The organism is Oceanobacillus sp. FSL W8-0428 (genome assembly GCF_038004405.1).
Lineage (GTDB): Bacteria > Bacillota > Bacilli > Bacillales > Amphibacillaceae > Oceanobacillus > Oceanobacillus sojae.
The window spans coordinates 1,594,944-1,614,555 of the sequence record NZ_JBBORB010000001.1; the positions used below are offsets into that span (position 1 = coordinate 1,594,944).

21 protein-coding genes are annotated in these 19,612 nt (G+C 37.5%); 14 read left to right on the forward strand and 7 right to left on the reverse strand.

Features of this window, described 5'->3' with window-relative positions; translation table 11 throughout:
* The first annotated feature begins 321 nt into the window (after positions 1-321).
* The 3 genes from MKY30_RS07220 (at position 322) to MKY30_RS07230 (ending at position 2,646) form a co-directional block, all read left to right on the forward strand.
* Positions 322-726, forward strand: a complete 405-nt coding sequence (locus MKY30_RS07220) for a hypothetical protein (protein ID WP_147211503.1) — start codon at positions 322-324, stop codon at positions 724-726.
* A 147-nt stretch (positions 727-873) separates the two neighbouring features.
* Positions 874-1,959: a sensor histidine kinase gene (locus MKY30_RS07225; RefSeq protein WP_147211502.1), complete on the forward strand. Its 1,086-nt coding sequence runs from the start codon at positions 874-876 to the stop codon at positions 1,957-1,959.
* The gene (locus MKY30_RS07230; RefSeq protein ID WP_339284041.1) at positions 1,960-2,646 is read left to right on the forward strand and encodes a response regulator transcription factor; all 687 of its coding nucleotides are present in this window, start codon (positions 1,960-1,962) and stop codon (positions 2,644-2,646) included.
* 155 nt (positions 2,647-2,801) lie between these two features.
* Here the strand turns inward: MKY30_RS07230 and MKY30_RS07235 are convergent, their stop codons facing one another.
* Positions 2,802-3,482, reverse strand: a complete 681-nt coding sequence (locus tag MKY30_RS07235) for a helix-turn-helix transcriptional regulator (protein ID WP_156988030.1) — start codon at positions 3,480-3,482, stop codon at positions 2,802-2,804.
* Positions 3,483-3,666: 184 nt separating this feature from the next.
* Here MKY30_RS07235 and MKY30_RS07240 point away from each other — a divergent pair, with 184 nt between their 5' ends.
* From MKY30_RS07240 to MKY30_RS07250, 3 genes are all read left to right on the forward strand, one after another.
* Positions 3,667-4,278 carry a pyroglutamyl-peptidase I gene (locus MKY30_RS07240; RefSeq protein WP_339284043.1) on the forward strand — a complete coding sequence of 204 codons (612 nt, stop codon included), beginning with the start codon at positions 3,667-3,669 and terminating at the stop codon, positions 4,276-4,278.
* A 72-nt stretch (positions 4,279-4,350) separates the two neighbouring features.
* Positions 4,351-4,914, forward strand: coding sequence for a cysteine hydrolase family protein (locus MKY30_RS07245; RefSeq protein ID WP_147211498.1), 564 nt, complete (start codon positions 4,351-4,353; stop codon positions 4,912-4,914).
* 182 nt (positions 4,915-5,096) lie between these two features.
* Positions 5,097-6,254, forward strand: coding sequence for a pyridoxal-phosphate-dependent aminotransferase family protein (locus tag MKY30_RS07250; RefSeq protein ID WP_147211497.1), 1,158 nt, complete (start codon positions 5,097-5,099; stop codon positions 6,252-6,254).
* Positions 6,255-6,377: 123 nt separating this feature from the next.
* Here MKY30_RS07250 and MKY30_RS07255 read toward each other — a convergent pair whose 3' ends face one another.
* Both MKY30_RS07255 and MKY30_RS07260 read right to left on the reverse strand, forming a co-directional pair.
* The gene (locus MKY30_RS07255) at positions 6,378-6,995 is read right to left on the reverse strand and encodes an HAD-IA family hydrolase (RefSeq protein ID WP_339284046.1); all 618 of its coding nucleotides are present in this window, start codon (positions 6,993-6,995) and stop codon (positions 6,378-6,380) included.
* A gap of 5 nt (positions 6,996-7,000) precedes the next feature.
* Positions 7,001-7,420 carry a VOC family protein gene (locus tag MKY30_RS07260; protein ID WP_147211495.1) on the reverse strand — a complete coding sequence of 140 codons (420 nt, stop codon included), beginning with the start codon at positions 7,418-7,420 and terminating at the stop codon, positions 7,001-7,003.
* 87 nt (positions 7,421-7,507) lie between these two features.
* Between MKY30_RS07260 and MKY30_RS07265 the strand changes: the two genes are divergently transcribed.
* Both MKY30_RS07265 and MKY30_RS07270 read left to right on the forward strand, forming a co-directional pair.
* Complete coding sequence (locus tag MKY30_RS07265) at positions 7,508-8,164, forward strand: RNA polymerase sigma factor (protein ID WP_341083274.1); 657 nt, start codon at positions 7,508-7,510, stop codon at positions 8,162-8,164.
* A gap of 57 nt (positions 8,165-8,221) precedes the next feature.
* Positions 8,222-8,902 (forward strand): GNAT family N-acetyltransferase, encoded by a 681-nt coding sequence (locus MKY30_RS07270; protein WP_156988034.1) that lies wholly within the window; start codon positions 8,222-8,224, stop codon positions 8,900-8,902.
* A 78-nt stretch (positions 8,903-8,980) separates the two neighbouring features.
* Here MKY30_RS07270 and MKY30_RS07275 read toward each other — a convergent pair whose 3' ends face one another.
* Genes MKY30_RS07275 through MKY30_RS07285 form a run of 3 tightly spaced genes read right to left on the reverse strand, consistent with a single transcriptional unit; the run spans position 8,981 to position 12,255 of the window.
* On the reverse strand, positions 8,981-9,886 hold the full coding sequence (locus MKY30_RS07275) for an ATP-binding cassette domain-containing protein (RefSeq protein ID WP_339284049.1): 906 nt from the start codon (positions 9,884-9,886) through the stop codon (positions 8,981-8,983).
* A gap of 21 nt (positions 9,887-9,907) precedes the next feature.
* A complete protein-coding gene (locus MKY30_RS07280) occupies positions 9,908-11,107 on the reverse strand; it encodes an ABC transporter permease (RefSeq protein WP_339284051.1) in 1,200 nt (399 codons plus the stop codon).
* Complete coding sequence (locus MKY30_RS07285) at positions 11,104-12,255, reverse strand: hypothetical protein (protein WP_156988036.1); 1,152 nt, start codon at positions 12,253-12,255, stop codon at positions 11,104-11,106. Before MKY30_RS07285 ends, MKY30_RS07280 begins: the two co-directional genes overlap by 4 nt.
* Positions 12,256-12,669: 414 nt before the next feature.
* Here MKY30_RS07285 and MKY30_RS07290 point away from each other — a divergent pair, with 414 nt between their 5' ends.
* The 6 genes from MKY30_RS07290 (at position 12,670) to MKY30_RS07315 (ending at position 18,709) form a co-directional block, all read left to right on the forward strand.
* Positions 12,670-14,550, forward strand: coding sequence for a beta-glucoside-specific PTS transporter subunit IIABC (locus MKY30_RS07290; RefSeq protein ID WP_341083276.1), 1,881 nt, complete (start codon positions 12,670-12,672; stop codon positions 14,548-14,550).
* A 12-nt stretch (positions 14,551-14,562) separates the two neighbouring features.
* Positions 14,563-15,990 (forward strand): glycoside hydrolase family 1 protein, encoded by a 1,428-nt coding sequence (locus MKY30_RS07295; protein ID WP_147211488.1) that lies wholly within the window; start codon positions 14,563-14,565, stop codon positions 15,988-15,990.
* Between the two features lie 26 nt (positions 15,991-16,016).
* Complete coding sequence (locus MKY30_RS07300) at positions 16,017-16,853, forward strand: BglG family transcription antiterminator (RefSeq protein WP_147211487.1); 837 nt, start codon at positions 16,017-16,019, stop codon at positions 16,851-16,853.
* Between the two features lie 220 nt (positions 16,854-17,073).
* The gene (locus MKY30_RS07305) at positions 17,074-17,526 is read left to right on the forward strand and encodes a MarR family winged helix-turn-helix transcriptional regulator (RefSeq protein ID WP_147211486.1); all 453 of its coding nucleotides are present in this window, start codon (positions 17,074-17,076) and stop codon (positions 17,524-17,526) included.
* Positions 17,527-17,550: 24 nt separating this feature from the next.
* The gene (locus MKY30_RS07310) at positions 17,551-18,066 is read left to right on the forward strand and encodes a GNAT family N-acetyltransferase (protein ID WP_341083278.1); all 516 of its coding nucleotides are present in this window, start codon (positions 17,551-17,553) and stop codon (positions 18,064-18,066) included.
* A 22-nt stretch (positions 18,067-18,088) separates the two neighbouring features.
* Complete coding sequence (locus MKY30_RS07315; RefSeq protein ID WP_341083280.1) at positions 18,089-18,709, forward strand: FMN-binding negative transcriptional regulator; 621 nt, start codon at positions 18,089-18,091, stop codon at positions 18,707-18,709.
* Positions 18,710-18,900: 191 nt separating this feature from the next.
* Here the strand turns inward: MKY30_RS07315 and MKY30_RS07320 are convergent, their stop codons facing one another.
* Entirely contained in the window at positions 18,901-19,596 is a 696-nt protein-coding gene (locus MKY30_RS07320) for an ABC transporter permease (RefSeq protein ID WP_339284064.1), read from the reverse strand.
* Positions 19,597-19,612: the final 16 nt, after the last annotated feature.

Genomic DNA, 19,612 nt, shown 5'->3' on the forward strand with positions numbered 1-19,612 from the left:
TATTGCAGAAAATACGGATGTATAAGCTGTTAGGGTTAAATTATGAACTTTTATATATGAATACCAAATGAAAATAGGCCCTGATAAGAGAATGATACTAAATATATCGCTCTCTTATCAGGGCTGTTAAACGTGTTGAACTATAAATATTTTGACGCTTACTCAGGTATAAGTGTCATTTCCATTCCTTTGTACTTACAAAAAATTCGCTTTAAGAAAAATTTAAGAAATGCTTTAGAAATAGATAAGAAATATTGTGTAATTTTTTATCTGTAGAAAAGATAAAAAACAGCAGTGAATTTCAGAAAGGAAATGATGAAAATGACAAATAATCAAGCAGAGAAACAAAATATAACACTGATTTTAGGATTAGGTGCTTTAGCACTGATTAGACCACTAATGAAAATAACCGGATTAATTCATATCTTTGGCAGTGAAGCTGTTGGAAGCATAGCTATGACAATATTAATTTCTATAGCATGGATTCTGATTGTTATATGGAAAAAGGCTCAAAATCCAATCAAAACGTTAGTTCTGTCAGGCGTCAGCTATGCAGCTTTTGCTATTATACTAAGCGGTATCCTATCACCAATTCTTGATGGCACTTTACAGGGACCGCTAACAAATCCAATTGCGCTGGTCAGTGTTTTTATGACGAACATTATTTGGGGATTAATATTAGGTATTTTAGCTTCCGCGTTACCATATAAAAAGAAGCGAAGCTGATATTTACTATGAAAAGACGTTTTTCTAAAACGACAGAAAAGCGTCTTTTATAGATTCAGGATATTTCGTCAAGAATGATAAGAAAAGGCGGCTGTGCAGGGCTGTTCGGATTCTATTATAATGGTAAGTGAAGGAAGGTGCTTCAAGGTGTCTATCAAAAAACGGTTGATTTTATCCAATATAGCAATGATTATCGTCCCGGGAGCTTTACTATTGGTAACAGAGATAGTTTTAGGATACTTCCTGTTTGTCGTTTTTAACGGCAACCCAGAAGGTGAGGATCTAAAGGTTTTTGTCCAATTCCGATTTATCGCTATTACACTTATTTTAATATTGACCAATGGTTTACTGACTTATTTTATGTCCAGAAGTATTATCAAACCAATTTCTAAATTATCTACGGCAGCAAAGAAAATCAGTGAAGGCGATTTGGAATACAGTGTCCAGTCGGATAAAAAGGATGAATTAGGTGACCTTGCCAATACGTTTGAACAGATGCGTCTTAAGTTGAGAGAAGCAGATAGAGAGCAGAAACAATATGAACAGAATCGCCAGGAACTGATTGCCAGTATCTCTCATGATTTAAAAACCCCGTTAACCTCCATAAAAGGCTATGTGAAAGGAATTCAGGATGGTGTGGCGAACACCCCCGAAAAGCTGGACAGGTATATGGATACGATTTACAGAACAGCAAATGATATGGACGGACTTATTGATGAATTATTTTTATATTCAAAGCTCGATTTAAAAAGAGAAACCTTCCAATTTGAACAAGTAGATTTATATGCTTTTTTTGCTGATTTTATTGATGAATTAGCATTTAATCTGGAAAAGGAGCAGGGAACCGCTGCTTTATCAGCCAATAAAGAAAACAGCTACGTAGTGGAAGCAGACCGTGAAAAATTAAGAAGAGTAGTGATGAATATTATTCAGAACAGCTTAAAATATATGAACCAGGAACAGAAGGAAATCCAAGTAAATTTAACATCTGAATCTGACAGAATCGTTGTGGAAATGAAGGACAATGGAAATGGGATAAGGGAAGAAGACATTCCTTATATTTTCCAAAGCTTTTACCGGACAGATACTTCGAGGAACTCTGCTACAGGAGGCAGCGGACTTGGATTGTCGATTGTCAAAAAGATAATTCAAGAGCACGGTGGAATGGTTTGGGCCGAAAGTGAACCTGGCAAAGGAACGAGTATCTACTTTACACTAAAGAAGGTGATGTAAATGCAAAGTATATTGATTATTGAAGATGAGAAGGATATTGCTGAATTGGAACGGGATTATTTAGAGATAAATGGATTTCAAAGTGATATCGCTGCAACAGGAGAAGAAGGACTGAAGCAGGCAGCGGCAAATTCTTACAGCCTTATTTTATTAGATTTGATGCTGCCGGGGATAGATGGATTTGATTTATGTGAAAAGCTGCGGAGTACATTGGATGTACCTATATTGATGGTAACAGCCAGAAAGGAGGATATCGACAAGATTCGCGGATTAGGCAGGGGAGCAGATGACTATATTGTAAAGCCATTTAACCCGAATGAGCTGATTGCAAGAGTAAAAGCGCATATTGCCAGGTACGACCGTTTAACAAAACGGGACAGAAAATCAAATGAACTCCATCTGAAAAACCTGACAATTGATCATGATTCACGAAGAGTCTTTATAAATGGTCAGGAGAAGACATTTAGTGCAAAAGAGTATGATTTATTGTATTTTTTAGCGTCTAACCCGAATATTGTCTTTACAAAGGAACATTTATTTGAACAAATTTGGGGGTATGATGCAATCGGAGATAATACTACAGTTACGGTTCATATTAGAAAAATAAGGGAAAAGATTGAAGAAAATCCTTCTTTGCCGAAATTTATTGAAACGATTTGGGGTGTGGGGTACCGGTTTCAGGAGTAATGTGTGTATTTTGTTTTTCGAGTAACTTGAAATAGCTCTGCTGATGAGCTTGCTGCGACATCTATTTAAAAGTAAACTTTATTAATAGAATTTATACAATATAAAACCAAAGACGAATTGCCTGTTTTGCGATCCGTCTTTGGTTATGAAAAGATCTATTCATCATCTGGTTTATTCTCAACATCACCAGCAATATTTAAAAGCTCTTCTCTTGTTTTTTCAAGCAGCTCCTGCAGCTGTTTTTTCTTCTCTGGATTATCCATAACTTGGCGACCTGTTTTAAAAAAATCATGGAACAACCCCTGCATTTCAGATCTTAAGTTTTGCATTTCCTCGATATTTACATTTTCAAATTGATTCATTCGAGAAACAAAGTGATCTTCCTTTTGGTGCTGGTCTAAATAGGCAGTGCCTTCCTCCGTAATATGATATACCTTTTTTCTGCCTTCTTTAACGGCCTCCACAAGATCCTGATCCTCCAACATTTGAAGGGTAGGGTATACTGAGCCCGGGCTGGGCGAGTAAAACCCCTTAAATTTTTCTTCTAACACCTTGATAATGTCATAACCGTGTCTTGGCTGCTTTTGCAATATTTTTAACAAGACCATCTTAATATCTCCACGTTTGAAAAAGCGTTCGCCGCCACGACCTCCTCCCCTGGCATCGTGTCCTGCAAAGAAATGAGGACCGCCTCTCCTTTCAAAATGTTCATTTCCCATCCCGAATTTATTCCGTCTTAAGAAGTCCTTGTGAAATGTGTTATCTCCTGCGAAAGCATGGTGGTGATTAAAATGAGCCTGCTTTTGGAAAAAAGGGTGTTCATCTTGTTGAAACATAATAGATTCCTCCTGATTATTATTTTTTGCTTCGAAGTTAACGATATATCGTTAACGATAATAATAAGCGATATATCGTTAACTGTCAAGATAAAGTATTCAGGTTATGTATTTGGGGTTTACATCCAGATAAACATAATTCACAGTATGCTATACTGGAAGAAAAACAAGGCAGGTGCAGCATATGACAAAGAAGCTATTATTAACAGGATTTGAACCTTTTCTTGATTTCTCCATTAATCCAACAATGAAAATTGCAGAAGAATTAAATGAGGCAGCAATTGGAGATTACACGATTACTTCCCATATACTATCTGTAGATTTCCATAAGGCAGGAAAACAACTCCTGCAATTAATTGAAGAGACAAAGCCGGATGCAATTATCTCTCTTGGTCTTGCCGGCGGCAGATTCAAAATTAATCCCGAACGCATTGCTATTAATGTGAATGACGGACCAAAGGATAATCAGGGGCACAAACCGGATAATGAAGTCATCTGGGAGGATGGAGCAGACGGAATGTTCTCTACTTTACCAATCAGCAGAATGGTCCAACAGCTGAAAGCACAAGGACTTCCGGCGGAAATTTCCAACACGGCGGGGACTTACCTATGTAATCATGTGATGTATCAAGCATTGCATTATACGAAAACGAAAAATCTCGGTCTTCCAGCTGGTTTTATCCATATCCCTGCATCTCATGAGCTTGCGATTGAACATGGGAAGATACCGAGCTGGAGTCATGATGATTTGAAGAGAGCTATTACTATATGTATTGAGACCTTGTCTGAAGCATAGATAAGCAAATTCAATTAAATTGTGTTCTATCGCTGTAAACGATAAATCACTATAAGAAATGAGGAATAACCCTTGAAAAAAGCATTGATAAATATTGATTACACAGTTGATTTTGTAGCAGAGGACGGCGCTTTAACTTGTGGTAAGCCCGGACAGGATCTAGAAAATACCATTGTTTCGTTAACGGAGCAATTTATCAATGATGGTGATTACACAGTTTTTGCCGTTGACGTTCATGATAAAGATGATCCTTATCACCCAGAATCGAAGCTGTTTCCGCCTCATAATATCCGGGGCACAAACGGGAGAGATTTATATGGCCGGTTGCAGGAAATATATGAAATAAACAGTAATAAAGAAAACGTATATTACATGGATAAAACGAGATATTCCGCTTTTGCAGGAACAGATTTAGAAATAAAATTGAGGGAAAGAAATATTGAAGAAGTACACCTGTTAGGAGTATGCACCGATATTTGTGTGCTTCATACAGCAGTGGATGCCTATAATAAGGGGTTTCGTATTGTTGTGTACCAAGATGCAGTTGCCTCATTTAATCAGGCAGGGCATGATTGGGCACTGGGGCATTTTGAAGGTTCACTGGGAGCGGCAGTGGAAAAGTTTGAGAATAAATAAAATAGCCGTTACATTCTCGGAGAAATTGGAAAAGGTTTTTTCATAATCTCCCTAAATCCCATTAACAGAACAAACTATACTTTATAATTAAACAGTGATAATATTTTTAGCATAGATTCATATAATTGAGAATTTACTTAAATATGCAAAACATCAACGAAATTATGGAGAGGGGAAAAGTTATGTATTCCAATATTCTTAGACATCCTGGACCTACTCCAATTCCTAAAAAAGTGGAATTGGCGATGGCGCAAGATATGATTAGCCATCGTACAGAGGAATTTACCAAACTGTATCGGGAAACAACGGAACGTGTCAAAACCATTTTTGGAACGAAGCAGAATATTATGCTTCTTCCTTCAGGCGGGACGGCAGCATTAGAAGCAGCTGTAGCCAATACTGCCTCAGCTGGTGATGAAGTAGTTGTTGTTACAATAGGTGCTTTTGGAGACTATTTCGTTTCGATATGCGAGAAACATGGCCTGCATGTTCATAAACTTGAGAAGAACTGGGGCGAAGCTTGTACAAAAGAAGAGCTTGCAAACTTTTTAAAGCCCTTGTCCGGTATCAAATCTGTTTTTGCGACTTATAATGAAACTTCGACAGGAATTCTAAATCCAGTTGATCAACTGGCAGAGGCAGTACACGAGAATTCAGATGCTTTATTTATTGTTGATGGTGTGAGCTGTATCGGTGGCGCCCCTGCAGAGATGGACAAATGGGGAATCGATATTTTAGTAACAGGCTCTCAAAAAGCAATTATGCTTCCACCGGGCCTTGCCTTTGTAGCTGTAAGTGACAGGGCCTGGAAGGTGATAGAAATGAATGATACGACTGTCTATTATTTAAATCTGTTAAGCTATCGTGAGTGGGACGCAAAGTCAATGACACCTAATACACCTGCGATTTCATTGATTATGGGATTATCTGCGGTTTGTGATTTAATTGAGGAAGAAGGCGGATTTTCGAAAACAGTAGAACGTCATGAAGTCATGAAAAATATGGTTCGGGAAGCTATGAGAGCTCTTTCCATTGACTTGTTAACAAGTGATGAGCATGCCTCACCAACCTTAACGACAATCTGTGCTCCAAAGGGGTTGGATCTTTCCGACTTTTTAACACACTTAAAGAAAAAATATCATCTTGATTTTGCTGGTGGTCTTGGACAGCTTCAGGGTAAGGTTTTTAGATTTGGACATATGGGATATTGTTTCCCAAGCGATATACTTCAAGCAGTTTCCCTGATTGAAGCAGCCTTGCAGGACTTCTCTTATCAATTTGAGAGCGGTGCCGGGGTAAAGGCAGCTCAAGATGTGTTCTTATCCTCATTAAAAAAATAGCATATTAATTGCAAATGATAGAGTTGATGGCATCCCATAAGTTGAGTAAACTTGTGGAATGCCATATTTTATATCCAGCCTTAATCTGGACAGGCTTAATGGCTGGTATACCCAGTCCATTAACTACATAAAATTCACTAACTCTTTTAAATCCCTGATCATATAATCCCCAGATAAACTACTATCCGAATCGTCAGTTAAAATAATAGATTTAACTCCAGCATTTCGGGAACAATCAGCATCAATTTGCCGGTCCCCTACATAGAATACGGCATCTTTATTTAATTTGTATTTGTCGATAATATATTCTATCCCTTGCGCATGGGGTTTCCTTTCAAAGCCATATTCACTTGTGATAACCTCTTTGAAAAAATGGGTCAGATTGAGATTTTCAAGTACATGGGCAGTGGATTTTCCCTTGTGGGTGTAAATAAAGTTTTGAATATTATTTTCATATAAATAATCTAAAACATATGCTGCATGCGGTATACATTTTATTTCATCGGCTCTCTGATTATTAAGATTAGAAGCCATTGTTTTTAGTTGATTTTTATCATAAGCAGAGCTGTTAGCCATTAAATCAATAAATGCGTTAACGGATTTAGATTTAACATATTGATAGATTTCTTTTTGAGAGTATGAAAGATGACACTGATCAGCAACGATTGCCAAGTTATCTACAATAATTTCGTAAGAGTCAATGATTGTTCCATCTAAATCCCATATAAAGGTGTTTTTCATATTTTTTATTTCTCCTTCTCCTGCATTTCCCTGACATTATCCGAATGGAAAGGTGAACCTTCGACCTCATTCACCACACTAAATGGATTTCCATCTAAATCAAAAAAATCAAAGAATTTCATATCGCCAAAAAAATCTATTTCGGTAACTGCTGCTCCCTGACTTTTAAAGTGTCGGTGTGCAATCTCGATATCAGCCACCACAAAATTGTAGTAAGAATTTTTTTTATTTCTCTTCATATTAAATTCTGTGGGCTGCGGAATTTCTACTTTGACCAAGGCTAATTGTGTTGAACCAATAGGTAAATAAAATCCTGCTCCATCTTCCCAGCTGTCAATTTTCTTTGCTCCAAGATACTTCTCATACCATTCTGAAGATTTTTCAATATTAGTTACAGGGATAAAAATACTTCCAACTTTAAACATACATTATTCCTCCTTCTGATGAAATTCTTATGTATAACGTATATACTTATGTAAAAGTTACATCTAGTTTGAAAAAGGTGAAAAGAGATGATTTTTAAGGACTTAAAGCCTGAAATTAACAAGTTGTATAAATACTGTTTAAAATTATCAGCTTCCCCTTGGCGGGCGGAAGATCTGGTACAGGAAACAATGCTAAAGACTTTTCAGCTGAAAAAATTAGAACCTGAAAGAGAGTTTACATTCTCTTTTCTATGCACTGTAGCTAAAAACCTTTATATCGATGAACAAAGAAAAAATAGAAGAGAAAGCTATCTTAATGAGGATTTTCATGGTATCGAATATGATTTTATAGAATCCAGCAGTTTAATTGAAGCTTTACTTACTGCCTTACCTTTGAAGCAGGCTATGCTGATTACATTGAAGGATGTATTTGGGTATACCTCCAAAGAGATAGCAGCTATGTTAAGAGTAAGGGACGAATCGGTAAAAACAGCGCTTCACCGCTCCAGAAAAAAACTGAAATTAAACGCAGATATCGAGATGATTCAAAGCGTCTCTCTTCCAGATGATAAAATCATTCCTGCGTTATCTAAAGCAATAGCAGGGTCCCAGCCGATGCAAATATTCTTTTATTACCGGCAACTGGAGGCGCAGAATTTTCAAGTAAGAAGAACAGGTGCCGGACGTGCTGTATTTCACGTTATTGATCCTGATGGAAATATATTGGAATTACTTTCTTCATAAAATAATAGAATGAAGGGCCTCGTATGAGGGTGGGGGTTTTCATGCAGGAGGAGTTTTATGAATTCTGATAAGGAATTAATGAATCACCATATAAATGTATTATTTAAACATGATAGTAAAGATAGAATAACTGTTGTGAATGAACCACCATATGATCCCGCCCCAAAGGTTTTTATCGGGACCACCAAGGAAGGTTCTGTCGTAAAGTATGCAGACACATTGCCTGTTTCTTTTATAATAGAATTGGAAAAGATTTTGCAAAAAAGCTCTAGTATTGATCTGGCAGAAATCATCAAAATCTTTCAGCAGGGATATGAATTAAACCAGCTGTGGACTGGCCCGGCATACGTATTCCCTGATAAAATCAACAAATCATCTTATCCGCAAATTGTACAGATAACACATGAAAATAAAGATATCTTAAAATCACAATTTCCGTATACCTTCGAGGATTTCGAGTGTAAGCAGCCTTGTTTTGTAATAATGGAGGGTAACGTTATAGCCTCTATTTGCTGCAGTGCGAGACAAAGTGTAAAGGCAGATGAGGCCAGTCTATTTACAAAAGAAGCTTATCGCAGTAAAGGCTATGGAGCAGCTGTAACAAAAGCGTGGGCTCAGGAAGTGCAGAGGCAGGGCCGTATGGCATTATACAGTACATCATGGGATAATCTGGCATCTCAATCTGTGGCAGGCAGGCTGAATCTTTATTTATATGGAACGGATATTCATATAAGCTGATAATAGGCTTCTATACAAATACAAGCACAATGCCTCATCACGGACACTTTGATAAGACATTGATCTATAGCCCCATACCTAACTACTATAATACAAGCTGTAACGATCCAAAAGATCCAGCGGACCGATTTCCATTTTAAGCTGTACATTGTTTTTTAAATGCTCTTGAAGCTGTAAATTCCGCTCTTTTGAAAACTGATGGACATCCATAATAACGCGCTCATTCGCAAGCTCTTTATAATCTAAATCCGGTATAAAAGCCTTTATCTCTTCTATGACCTTCCCATTTTCTCTTGAACTGAATTTTAGAAACACAGCATCATCTGGAGCTTTTTCCCGGTAATCTCTTGTATAGATGAATTCGCCGCCTTTTAGAAAGAGAATACGATCTGCATATTTCTCAAGGTTTTCTAAAAGGTGAGAGGCAATAATAATAATTTTTCCTTCTTTCTTTTTTTCCTCCAGCAGCTTGGAAATAAGCTCTACATTATCGGGATCAAGTCCATTCATCACTTCGTCCATTAACATATAAGGCGTATTGGCTACAATCAGCATAGCAAAGCACAGCCTCTGCCGCATCCCTAAGGAATATTGGTAGGTTTTATCTTTAATGTAATGAGACATGTTCAACCTCTGTATGACCTGGCCTGGATCAATGGAGGAGTGGTGCCACATTTGACGGTAAATATTTAAATGATCAACACCATTCAAATGGTTATACAAATCACTTTGATCAGGCATCATTGTAATCAGCGAGTGGATATAAGCTTCTTTTTTCTTATTAGCATACCGATAGCTTTCCTTGAAGGTTACCTCTCCCTTTGTCGGTGTAACGTAATTCATTAATACATTAAGAAGAGTAGATTTACCGGTTCCATTAGGCGCAACCAGCCCTATTATTTCACCGGGCTGAAATGTGGTGGTAATCCCGTTCAGTACTTTTTTATCTCCAAATTGTACAACAATATTATTTAATTGAATCATTGTATACCTCCTAGCTTTTCATCAAATTGCTAATCTTTTAATTCTGCTTATAAACCAGATAAGTAAAATGATAAGCAGAGCTGCAGCAAGAAGCACGAGCTGTCCTTTTATTATGGTTACAGAATCTATTGCCAGGATATACTGTCTGTAGCCGCTGACGATATTCCCTATTTGTATATAGGAGGTCGGCAGATAGCTTAACCAGGCATCAATAATTGCTCCTCTTTGATAATAAGTTGCTTCAATAAAGAAAATGATACCGATGGTCAGGTTAATAAACTCATTTTTCAAGACAATACTCATCAATAATACAAGACTGATAATAATCGTAAACCACAGTAACATCATGACAAAGCTTTGTACTAAAAATAAACCCATGGATATGCTTTCGTATGTTCCCAGGTTTAAAAATTCAAAGTGATATCTCACCACCGGGAGAGACAGTGTTCCAAATCCTTCCCGGAAACCGATAATCAGAAATGAAGGAATTAAAACGACAAGTGATGTGAGACTGCCTAATAAGGCCACCACTCCTTTTAGCATCAGCCGTTTAAAGGGCGTGAGCGGAAATCCATTTACAATACTCAGATGATGCCTGTCCTTCATCACAATATCGGTACTTAAAAACAGACATACGATCAGAATAATATAAGGGAGACTGGACGCTAGGAGTCTCTGAAGCGTTTGAAGTGCTGTACGTTCTTCAAAAATCTGTATACTCACATCATAGGATGCATTTGCATACTCTCTGTATCTCTCAGCAGAAGACAGATAGGCATAATGTCCATCTGAATGGGAAAATCGATTTCCATACGTATAATAACCTGTAGTATAACGTAAGAAAGAGTCCTGACCAGATGGATAAATAATCTCATCAGAATACGAATACCAATGTTGTGTTGCTTCAGCATAGGTGTGTAAGTCTCCTGTTGCTAAAGCATCTAAGCGTGCTCCATCATATTCATTCCATTCTGGGAAAATCTGATAGGCGAATACCGTTAATGGGTGGGATCCTTCCCGGATTACAACATTATCAAGGAATTCTTGCCGGTCTTCATATCTTGCTTCGATTTCGTTTTTATTAATAGATTCAATCGGCTGATAATTCGGTGCCAGATAAAGTGCATAGTAAAGACTAGCCAATAATAATAAGATAAATAATATGATATTTTTCCGGTTGCTGAAAAAAACTTTCAACTCCCAATGGACATATCCAGTCATGACATCCTCCCTCCTTTATCATCCTTCAATCGGCTCTCCTTCGTTTGGCTCCGGTGAAACTGCCAATAGATGAAGAGAAATATAACGAGAAGGCTGAGGAGCAAAGTAAGAAATCCATTGGATAATGTGATTGCTGCATTACCTGTTATTTCTGCAACGCTTCCATCAGCGACAGTTTGGAAATTAAGATAATTAAAAGGTAAAAAACTCATCCATTTTCCCAAATCTGGCAGCAGATACACGATAAAAAAGACAAAAAAGTGCACAAAGATAATGATATACAGGTTTTTAAAGCAGTAATTTAATAAAATAGAAATGGCGATTGCCACAAGTGACAAGCATAATAAATAAAGGAAGGCGATACCTATATATTGCCAGACAGGTATTGCTGGATAATTCCCGTTAAATAAGGCTACAGGATAACTTAAATCCATATTGTAAATTATAGCAGCTGAAGTGATAGCAATGGTGAAGGTCAAAACTAAACAGAAAAAAATAAATAGAAAATAGCTTAATAGCTTTGCAAATAGTTTAGAAGCAGTAGAGAGAGGATAACCATTTACAAGAGATTTGTGATTTGTTTCATCCAACAGGATATCAGATGAGAATATGCCAACTAATAAGTACCAGCCATATCCTAGCGCAAATAGAAACAGGATAATATAAGTCGGGAAGTTAGAATTATCAACAAGCAGCCTTTCTTCCTGAGTCTGAATTTCTGTGAAAAGTGCAGCATCCAGCTGGTTTTGCCGATAGGCAGGGATAAATTGGGCAACCTCCTCAAAACCGTCCAGAGCATAAGCCTCATTCCGTACTTCTGTGAGGTCAATGGCACCTTGTATGTATGTGTCTTCATCTTCCATCACTAATCCCAGCGTTCTGTTAGCCAGATTACTCGATTGACTAATCAGATTCCGATAGAGCGGAGATGCTACATCAGAATCGGTTGCATCTACATTTCTAAACTGGTCTAAAGCGGAATTTAATGCAACAACTTCTGCAGCAGTACCTGGTTCAAGCTCTCTAAATTGACTGTTTTCCAAGTAAACGAAGGAACCGATGATGAAAAGAATTAAAATGAAAATAATAGATTTGAATTTCAGGTTCTTCCGTTCAACTAGAAAAATGGTCTTCATTAACCTGAACATGTCTATTCCCCTTTATCAACAATGTATGTCAGAAAAGTTCTAATTTTCCACATCTGTTTTATTGTAACATAAAAATGTAAGCGTTATTTTATCTTAGGGAGATTTAATGTATTATTAGAGCATATTAGGAGGTTTTTTAGGAGTTTTAACCGAACACAGAGAATAAAACCGTAAGAAAATAGTTATATTGTTAATAAAGAAATTTAAACTATTGCATTATAATTTCCTATGTGATATGCTAATTTTCAGTTATATAACTAAATATTACACGGATTATGATGGCGTGTTACTGATAATGCAGGCAAAACCAGAATAATTTATACTTTATCTCTTTTAGGGATAGGTGTAAGTTGTTTTGGTATTTTTTTTGCCTTTTATAAGTAATACAGGCATCTTATAAAGGAGCAAAGGAAGATGAACTACAAACAATTAGGTAAGGAAGTATTGGCCCGTGTTGGCGGTAAAGATAATGTAGCTATGCTTACACATTGTGCAACAAGGCTTCGATTTGAATTTCATGATTATTCTAAAGTGGAAAAAGAGCAAATCGAAAAGCTGCCGGGTGTTATTTCTGTAGTAAATAAAGGAGGACAATTTCAAATTATTGTGGGCAATGAAGTGCAGCAAGTTTATCGTGCCATTCACGAAGAAATTGGCCCAGAGGGAGATCAAAAAAATAATTCCAACAATAATAAAGAAAAGAAAAGTGTTATTTCCCGTTTGATTAGTGTTATTTCGACTACCTTCACCCCTTTTATTCCAGCTATTATTGGTGCGGGTATGATTAAAGCAGTTTTAGCAATATTGGTATTAGTTGGGCTGTTGACAGAGGAAAGCCAAACTTTCTTCATATTGAATACGGTTGCAGATGCGGCTTTCTTCTTTATGCCTGTATTACTGGCCTACGGTGCTTCTATTAAGTTTGGAACGTCACCAATTCTTTCAATGACGATTGCTGGAGTCTTGCTTCACCCGAATTGGGCAGGCGTACTGGAGGCTGGTGATACACTTCACTTTATTGGTGTACCAGTTCAATTAACAGATTATGCAGGATCTGTATTACCTATTATTATCACTGTATGGATTATGTCTTATGTGGAACGCTTTGCAGAATGGGTATCACCTTCCATTATCAAATTCTTTTTGAAGCCGATGTTAATTATGTTGATTACAGCGCCGCTAGCGCTTGTAGTCATTGGCCCAATTGGAACCTATTTAAATGATTTAGTAGCATTTGGAGCTGATACTATTAACAGTCATGCCAGCTGGCTAATTCCAATGTTAATGGGAACATTACAGCCGTTCCTGCTTATTACTGGAACTGCCTGGGCTATGACACCAATTGCTACAACACAGCTATCCAATAATGGCTACGAAACGATGAATGGACCTGGTATGCTTGCATCTAATATTGCACAGGGGGCGGCTACATTAGCGGTTGCTGTTAAATCAAAAAACAGAGAACTTAAACAGATGGCAGGCTCAGCTGGTTTTACCGCTCTAGTAGGTATTACAGAACCTTCTCTGTATGGGGTTACTCTAAAATTGAAAAAACCATTAATTGCTGCCATGATTGGTGGGGGATGTGCAGGGATATATGCAGGTCTTTCCGGGCTTGTACGCTACGCATTTGTTTCACCCGGGCTAGCAGGGATCCCAGCATTTATCGGTGAAAATCCAATGAATATCGTTCATGCTTTAATGACGATTGTTATTGCTTTTGTCGTTGCTTTTGCAGTTACTTGGATTCTTGGATTTGAGGATCCAGTTGATGAAACAATTACGACAGAAGTAAGTGAAACGAAAGAAAATCAAAAGGAAATAAATAAAGTAATTGCTACAACACAAACTTCTATCGCCAGCCCACTTTCCGGGATCGTAGTACCTTTGGAAGAGGTTAATGATGATGTGTTTTCAAGTGGATTGCTTGGAAAAGGTACAGCGATTGTTCCTGATCAGAATGAGGTAAGGGCTCCATTTTCAGGTGAGGTTGTTACACTGCTTCCTTCTAAACACGCAATAGGATTAAAGCGTGATGACGGCTTGGAATTACTAATCCATATTGGCATTGATACCGTTAATCTTAATGGAGAATTCTTTACTGTACATGTACAACAAGGTGATCGTATTGAGACTGGAGATTTGTTAGTTAACTTTGACCGTGAGGCAATTAAAGATAAAGGTTATGATATAGTTACACCTATTATTATTACGAATACTGATGAATTTCAGGACATGACAGTTGTTTCAGTGGAACAAATTGGTTATGGCCAAAAGCTTTTAGATAAGAAGTAAGGAGGATTTAATATGTTATATAATGAATTAAAGCCTTTCCCAAAGGATTTCCTTTGGGGGGCTTCTACTTCAGCCTATCAGGTAGAAGGAGCTTCTGAGGAAGATGGGAAAGGAAAATCTGTCATCGATATGATGGATCATCCGGAAGATACTGCTGGATTTACTGTTGCGAGTGATCATTACCATCGATTTAAAGAGGATATTCGGCTTTTTCATGAATTAGGGCTGAAGGGATACCGCTTTTCCATTGCATGGACTCGTATTTTTCCTGAAGGAACAGGAGAAATAAATGAAAAAGGCTTACAGCATTATGAGGAATTAATAGACGAACTGATAAAGTATGGGATAGAACCAATTGTTACTCTTTATCATTTCGATTTGCCATATGCATTGGAAGAAAAAGGCGGCTGGGGAAATCGTGAGGTTATTGATGCTTTTGTAGAGTATGCAAGGATATTATTTAATCGATTTGGAAAAAAAGTTAATTATTGGCTTACCATTAATGAACAGAACACATTGATTCTGCATCCAGGTGCAGTTGGGGTACCAAAAGGCGGAAAACTTCCAACGAAAACTTCTTTATATCAACAAAACCATCATATGCTGGTGGCTCAAGGAAAAGTAATGGAATTATGCCATGAGATGTGTCCACATTCACAGATTGGTCCAGCACTGAATATGACCTCGATGTACCAGGCTACAAGTAAACCGGAGGATGCTATTGCAGCGCACAATTGGGAAACAATTCGCGGCTGGAGCTTCCTTGACCTGGCAGTGCATGGAAAATACAATAATTTGTTGTGGAGTTATTTGGAAAATAGAGGTTGGCAGCCAGAGATTCTTGAAGGAGATTTAGAAGCTATTGGCAAGGGACATCCTGATTTTATTGCAATAAATTATTATTCCACTGCCACTATTTCTGAAAGTACGGGGGACGCCAGTGACGTAAGCCCGAGAGCTGGAGATCAGCAAATTATGCTTGGAGAACCAGGTGTATACCGGGCAGAGGAAAACCCTTATGTAGATAAAACTAAATATGGATGGGTAATCGATCCTGTGGGGTTACGGCTTACCCTGCGTAAAGTATATGAAAGATATAATTTACCGATAATGATTACCGAAAATGGCATTGGTGCGCCGGATGTACTCAATGATGATGGTTCAGTGCGCGATGATTATCGGATTGATTTTATCCAGGCACATCTGAAACAAATTCAATGGGCGTTAACAGACGGTGTAGAAGTGTTTGGATATTTCCCATGGGCAGCATTGGATGTAGTCAGTACGCATCAAGGCTATGCTAAACGATATGGTTTTATTTATGTAAATAGAGGAGAATTCGATGTGAAGGATTTGAAACGCATCAAGAAAGACAGCTTTTATTGGTATCAAAAGGTGATTGAGTCCAACGGCAAGGACGGATTAGATAAGAATAATTAAACTTCACAAGTATAGTTGGTGATCTGATGAAGGTGGACAAAGTATTGAATAACAACCTTGTGTTTTCTAAGAATGAAGAAGACCATATTGTTATTGTGATGGGGAGAGGACTGGGCTTTAAATACAAAAAAGGTGACCTTATTGATGAGGAAACCATTGAAAAGGTTTTTGTCCCTAATGATCAACATGCAAGGCAAGAATATGTGCGTATATTAGAGAGTGCTCCGAAACAGCATTTTGAAGCAATTAATGATGCTTTAGGTCATCTGAAAGATCATTGGAAAGGTGAACTGGATGATCGTTATTTTCTTATATTATTTGACCATATTGCATTTGCCATTGAACGCGCAGAAAAAGGACTGGTCTTCCAGAACAAACTTTTAAATGAGGTTCGTAATCATTATCCTGAAGAGTTTGAAGCAGCACTTACGGTGGTTAAAGAGATTAACAGCAGATTGGCTGTCCATTTGCCGGAGGAAGAAGCGGGAAATATCGCTTTTCACCTTGTAAATGCTAAAACTAAAGATCAAAATTTTGAAAAGACGATGTTACGGATGAAGATGGTAAAGGATATGCTGAACTTAATTCAATATAAGTTAAATATCCAGCTGGACATTCATTCTATGCGCTACAACCGATTTGTCACACATCTTGAATACTTCATCCAGCGTATATTAGAGAATAAACAGCTAGATAATAAAGATCTTTTCTTATATGAGCAATTTATAGAAAAATATCCAGAAGAGTATAAAGCTACGCAAGCGATTGCTGAATATAGTAAGAATGTAGCTGGGTATGAGGTCACTGATGAAGAAAAACTTTATTTTATGATACATTTAGCACGTTTTACCAATCAACAGTAGAAATAAAGAAACAGAAACGGATATTTTAAGCCGGTTCTGTTTTTTTGTCGTCAATATGAATACTGATTTTGCGAAAAAAATTTAGAAATTGCTGTGTGATGAAGGGCTTTTGGATTTTTGGAACTTTCCAGACAATAAAAAATCTGTTGTTTATTTTTGTTGTACTTACAACAAAAATAAATTAAAATTTATATATAATAAAAAAGCCGGGGGTGAAAGAATGGCAGAAATCCTGCGCGAAATAGGGATGATTGCGAGAGCACTTGACTCTATCAGCAATATCGAATTTAAAGAATATGATCTTACAAAAGGCCAATATCTATATTTGGTCCGTATCTGTGAAAACCCGGGTATTATTCAAGAAAAGCTTGCTGAAATGATAAAAGTAGACAGAACCACAGCTGCACGAGCTATCAAAAAGCTGGAGGAAAACAATTTTATTCAAAAGACAGCTGATGCAGATAACAGAAAGATAAAGAGGCTGCTGCCAACGGAAAAAGGAGAGTACATCTACCCAATGATTAAAAAGGAAAATGATTACTCCAATCAGGTAGCCTTAAAAGGGCTGACAGAAAAAGAAGCAGAAAAGCTTGTATATTTACTTGAAAAGGTCCGGAAAAATATTGAGGTGGACTGGGAGTTTGTGAAGAAAGGAAATAAGCGGCAGTATTAAATGGAACGAAGGGAAGACAAAAACATGGTGATAAAGATAGAAGCTTGCAATCAAAACGATTTGCAGATGCTGCAAGAAATCAGTATAGAAACATTTATGGAAACATTTCAAGAGCAGAATACACCGGAGAATATGCAAGCTTATTTGGAAAGTGCATATACATTGGGTAAGCTCCGAAAGGAAATGATGAAGGAAAATTCATTTTTCTTTTTCATTTACTATAATAACCAGCTGGCTGGATATATGAAGGTGAATACAGATGACGCCCAGTCAGAGGAAATGGACGCGGATGCGCTTGAAATAGAACGAATTTATATTCGAGGCGGCTTTCAGCGGAAGGGATTGGGAAAATATTTGATGAACAAAGCAATTGAAATAGCAGAGAATAAAAAGAAGCAGAAAGTATGGCTGGGTGTTTGGGAATATAATGAGCAGGCACTGGTCTTTTACAGGAAAAATGGTTTTGTACAGACCGGATCGCATTCCTTTTTTATGGGGGATGATGAGCAGACAGATTATATTATGACGAAAACACTGTAGATATCCATAAAGGAGAGTAGCTATGTATATACCTAAGTGTTTTAAAGTCACGGATACGAAAGAAATTTGGGGATTTGTCAAGCAGTATTCCTTTGCAACACTGGTTACGACAGAGAATAATGCACCTGTTGCAACACATCTGCCGGTAACAATAACCAGAAAAGATGATGATTATATCATTACAGGCCATGTAGCCTACGCAAACCCGCAATGGAAAACATTGGAGAATGTAGAGAATGCACTGGTGATATTTCAAGGACCGCATGCGTATATTTCCCCGACCTGGTATTCGCATGAGAATGTTCCAACCTGGAATTATCAGGCTGTCCATATGTATGGAGTTCCACGAATACTGGAGAAGGATGAACTTAGGGAGTCGCTAAAAATTCTTTCAGATAAGTATGAAAAGCATAGAGACCCTTCTTTTTCAGTAGAGAAGTTTACACCCAAGCTGTTAGAGGCACAGCTGAAAGCAATTGTTGGATTTGAAGTTAGAGTGACAGAAGTTCAGGCGGCCTACAAATTAAGTCAAAATCGAAAAGAAGCTGATTATAAAAGTGTTATGAATCATTTGCAGGAGGAAGGGGATCCTGATTCCCGTCAAGTCGCAGAGCAGATGAAAAAGAATATGCCATTGCCATGAGATAGCAGTTCAAATTATGAGAGGAAAGAGGTTGGATGAAGCCATTTTTAAATTTATGAATTATTGAAACTGGACAGTATTAATACTATCGCTGGAAGGTAGAGCAGTTCGCTCCACTATATATTAATGTGTCCGGTTTCAATCCATTTGAATGCGCTGTATACCTTTGATATAAATTCTCTAATAATGAATCAACTGTCTTCTGTGTTTTCAAGAGGGTGTCTGCTCATTTTGTACCCTTGCAGTATAAAACATATAAGTGTTAGCACAAGCAGTGCACCTACAGGATACAAAACGGCAGTACTATCAATGAATGTACTGGAACCTGGATCAATTACAAACCCAAGCAGCTTCGTAAAGAAAATACCAAAAGTTAAGCCGAATACTACCCCATAACAAACAAAGATGAATGCCTGCCAAACAATAACGCACATCATACCGTTCTGTGTTAAGCCTGATAGACGTGTAATCCGGTAGCTGGTTTGCTGCGTTAATATGTCGTTCATCAGTGTTTGCAAGATGCCGAATGCTGCACTTGCGATTAAAATAATCAATGTTCCGATAACCAGGACATATCGCTGCTGAAACATCTGGTCACCTTCTTTTAGCTCTGCTGTTTTTGTAGTGAAATGTAATGCAGGTATTTTACTGATAATGGGCTGCAAAACGTCCACATCGTCGGTATCAACAAAAATTTCACTTACATTCAAAACATCGGCTATTTCTTCGGACCAATCGACAACAATACTGTTAAATGGAAATAAGGATGATTCATTAGAAATTGCACTGACAATAAGTGGATCATAGCCTGAGTAATTATAAAGATCAGTTATTGGCAGCTCGTCTCCCACTTTAATATGATGCTCTTCTGCAAAGCTTTCTTCCACAATTGCCCCCAGTTAA

What these genes read in the sequence shown, in the direction of transcription:
- MKY30_RS07250 (WP_147211497.1), top strand. Translation starts at nt 5,097, where the DNA reads ATGTATTCCAATATTCTTAGACATCCTGGACCTACTCCAATTCCTAAA.
- MKY30_RS07315 (WP_341083280.1), top strand. Translation starts at nt 18,089, where the DNA reads ATGTATATACCTAAGTGTTTTAAAGTCACGGATACGAAAGAAATTTGG.
- MKY30_RS07310 (WP_341083278.1), top strand. Translation starts at nt 17,551, where the DNA reads ATGGTGATAAAGATAGAAGCTTGCAATCAAAACGATTTGCAGATGCTG.
- MKY30_RS07300 (WP_147211487.1), top strand. Translation starts at nt 16,017, where the DNA reads ATGAAGGTGGACAAAGTATTGAATAACAACCTTGTGTTTTCTAAGAAT.
- MKY30_RS07305 (WP_147211486.1), top strand. Translation starts at nt 17,074, where the DNA reads ATGGCAGAAATCCTGCGCGAAATAGGGATGATTGCGAGAGCACTTGAC.
- MKY30_RS07260 (WP_147211495.1), bottom strand. Translation starts at nt 7,420, where the DNA reads ATGTTTAAAGTTGGAAGTATTTTTATCCCTGTAACTAATATTGAAAAA.
- MKY30_RS07235 (WP_156988030.1), bottom strand. Translation starts at nt 3,482, where the DNA reads ATGTTTCAACAAGATGAACACCCTTTTTTCCAAAAGCAGGCTCATTTT.
- MKY30_RS07270 (WP_156988034.1), top strand. Translation starts at nt 8,222, where the DNA reads ATGAATTCTGATAAGGAATTAATGAATCACCATATAAATGTATTATTT.
- MKY30_RS07230 (WP_339284041.1), top strand. Translation starts at nt 1,960, where the DNA reads ATGCAAAGTATATTGATTATTGAAGATGAGAAGGATATTGCTGAATTG.
- MKY30_RS07275 (WP_339284049.1), bottom strand. Translation starts at nt 9,886, where the DNA reads ATGATTCAATTAAATAATATTGTTGTACAATTTGGAGATAAAAAAGTA.
- MKY30_RS07255 (WP_339284046.1), bottom strand. Translation starts at nt 6,995, where the DNA reads ATGAAAAACACCTTTATATGGGATTTAGATGGAACAATCATTGACTCT.
- MKY30_RS07290 (WP_341083276.1), top strand. Translation starts at nt 12,670, where the DNA reads ATGAACTACAAACAATTAGGTAAGGAAGTATTGGCCCGTGTTGGCGGT.
- MKY30_RS07220 (WP_147211503.1), top strand. Translation starts at nt 322, where the DNA reads ATGACAAATAATCAAGCAGAGAAACAAAATATAACACTGATTTTAGGA.
- MKY30_RS07265 (WP_341083274.1), top strand. Translation starts at nt 7,508, where the DNA reads ATGATTTTTAAGGACTTAAAGCCTGAAATTAACAAGTTGTATAAATAC.
- MKY30_RS07240 (WP_339284043.1), top strand. Translation starts at nt 3,667, where the DNA reads ATGACAAAGAAGCTATTATTAACAGGATTTGAACCTTTTCTTGATTTC.
- MKY30_RS07280 (WP_339284051.1), bottom strand. Translation starts at nt 11,107, where the DNA reads ATGACTGGATATGTCCATTGGGAGTTGAAAGTTTTTTTCAGCAACCGG.
- MKY30_RS07295 (WP_147211488.1), top strand. Translation starts at nt 14,563, where the DNA reads ATGTTATATAATGAATTAAAGCCTTTCCCAAAGGATTTCCTTTGGGGG.
- MKY30_RS07285 (WP_156988036.1), bottom strand. Translation starts at nt 12,255, where the DNA reads ATGTTCAGGTTAATGAAGACCATTTTTCTAGTTGAACGGAAGAACCTG.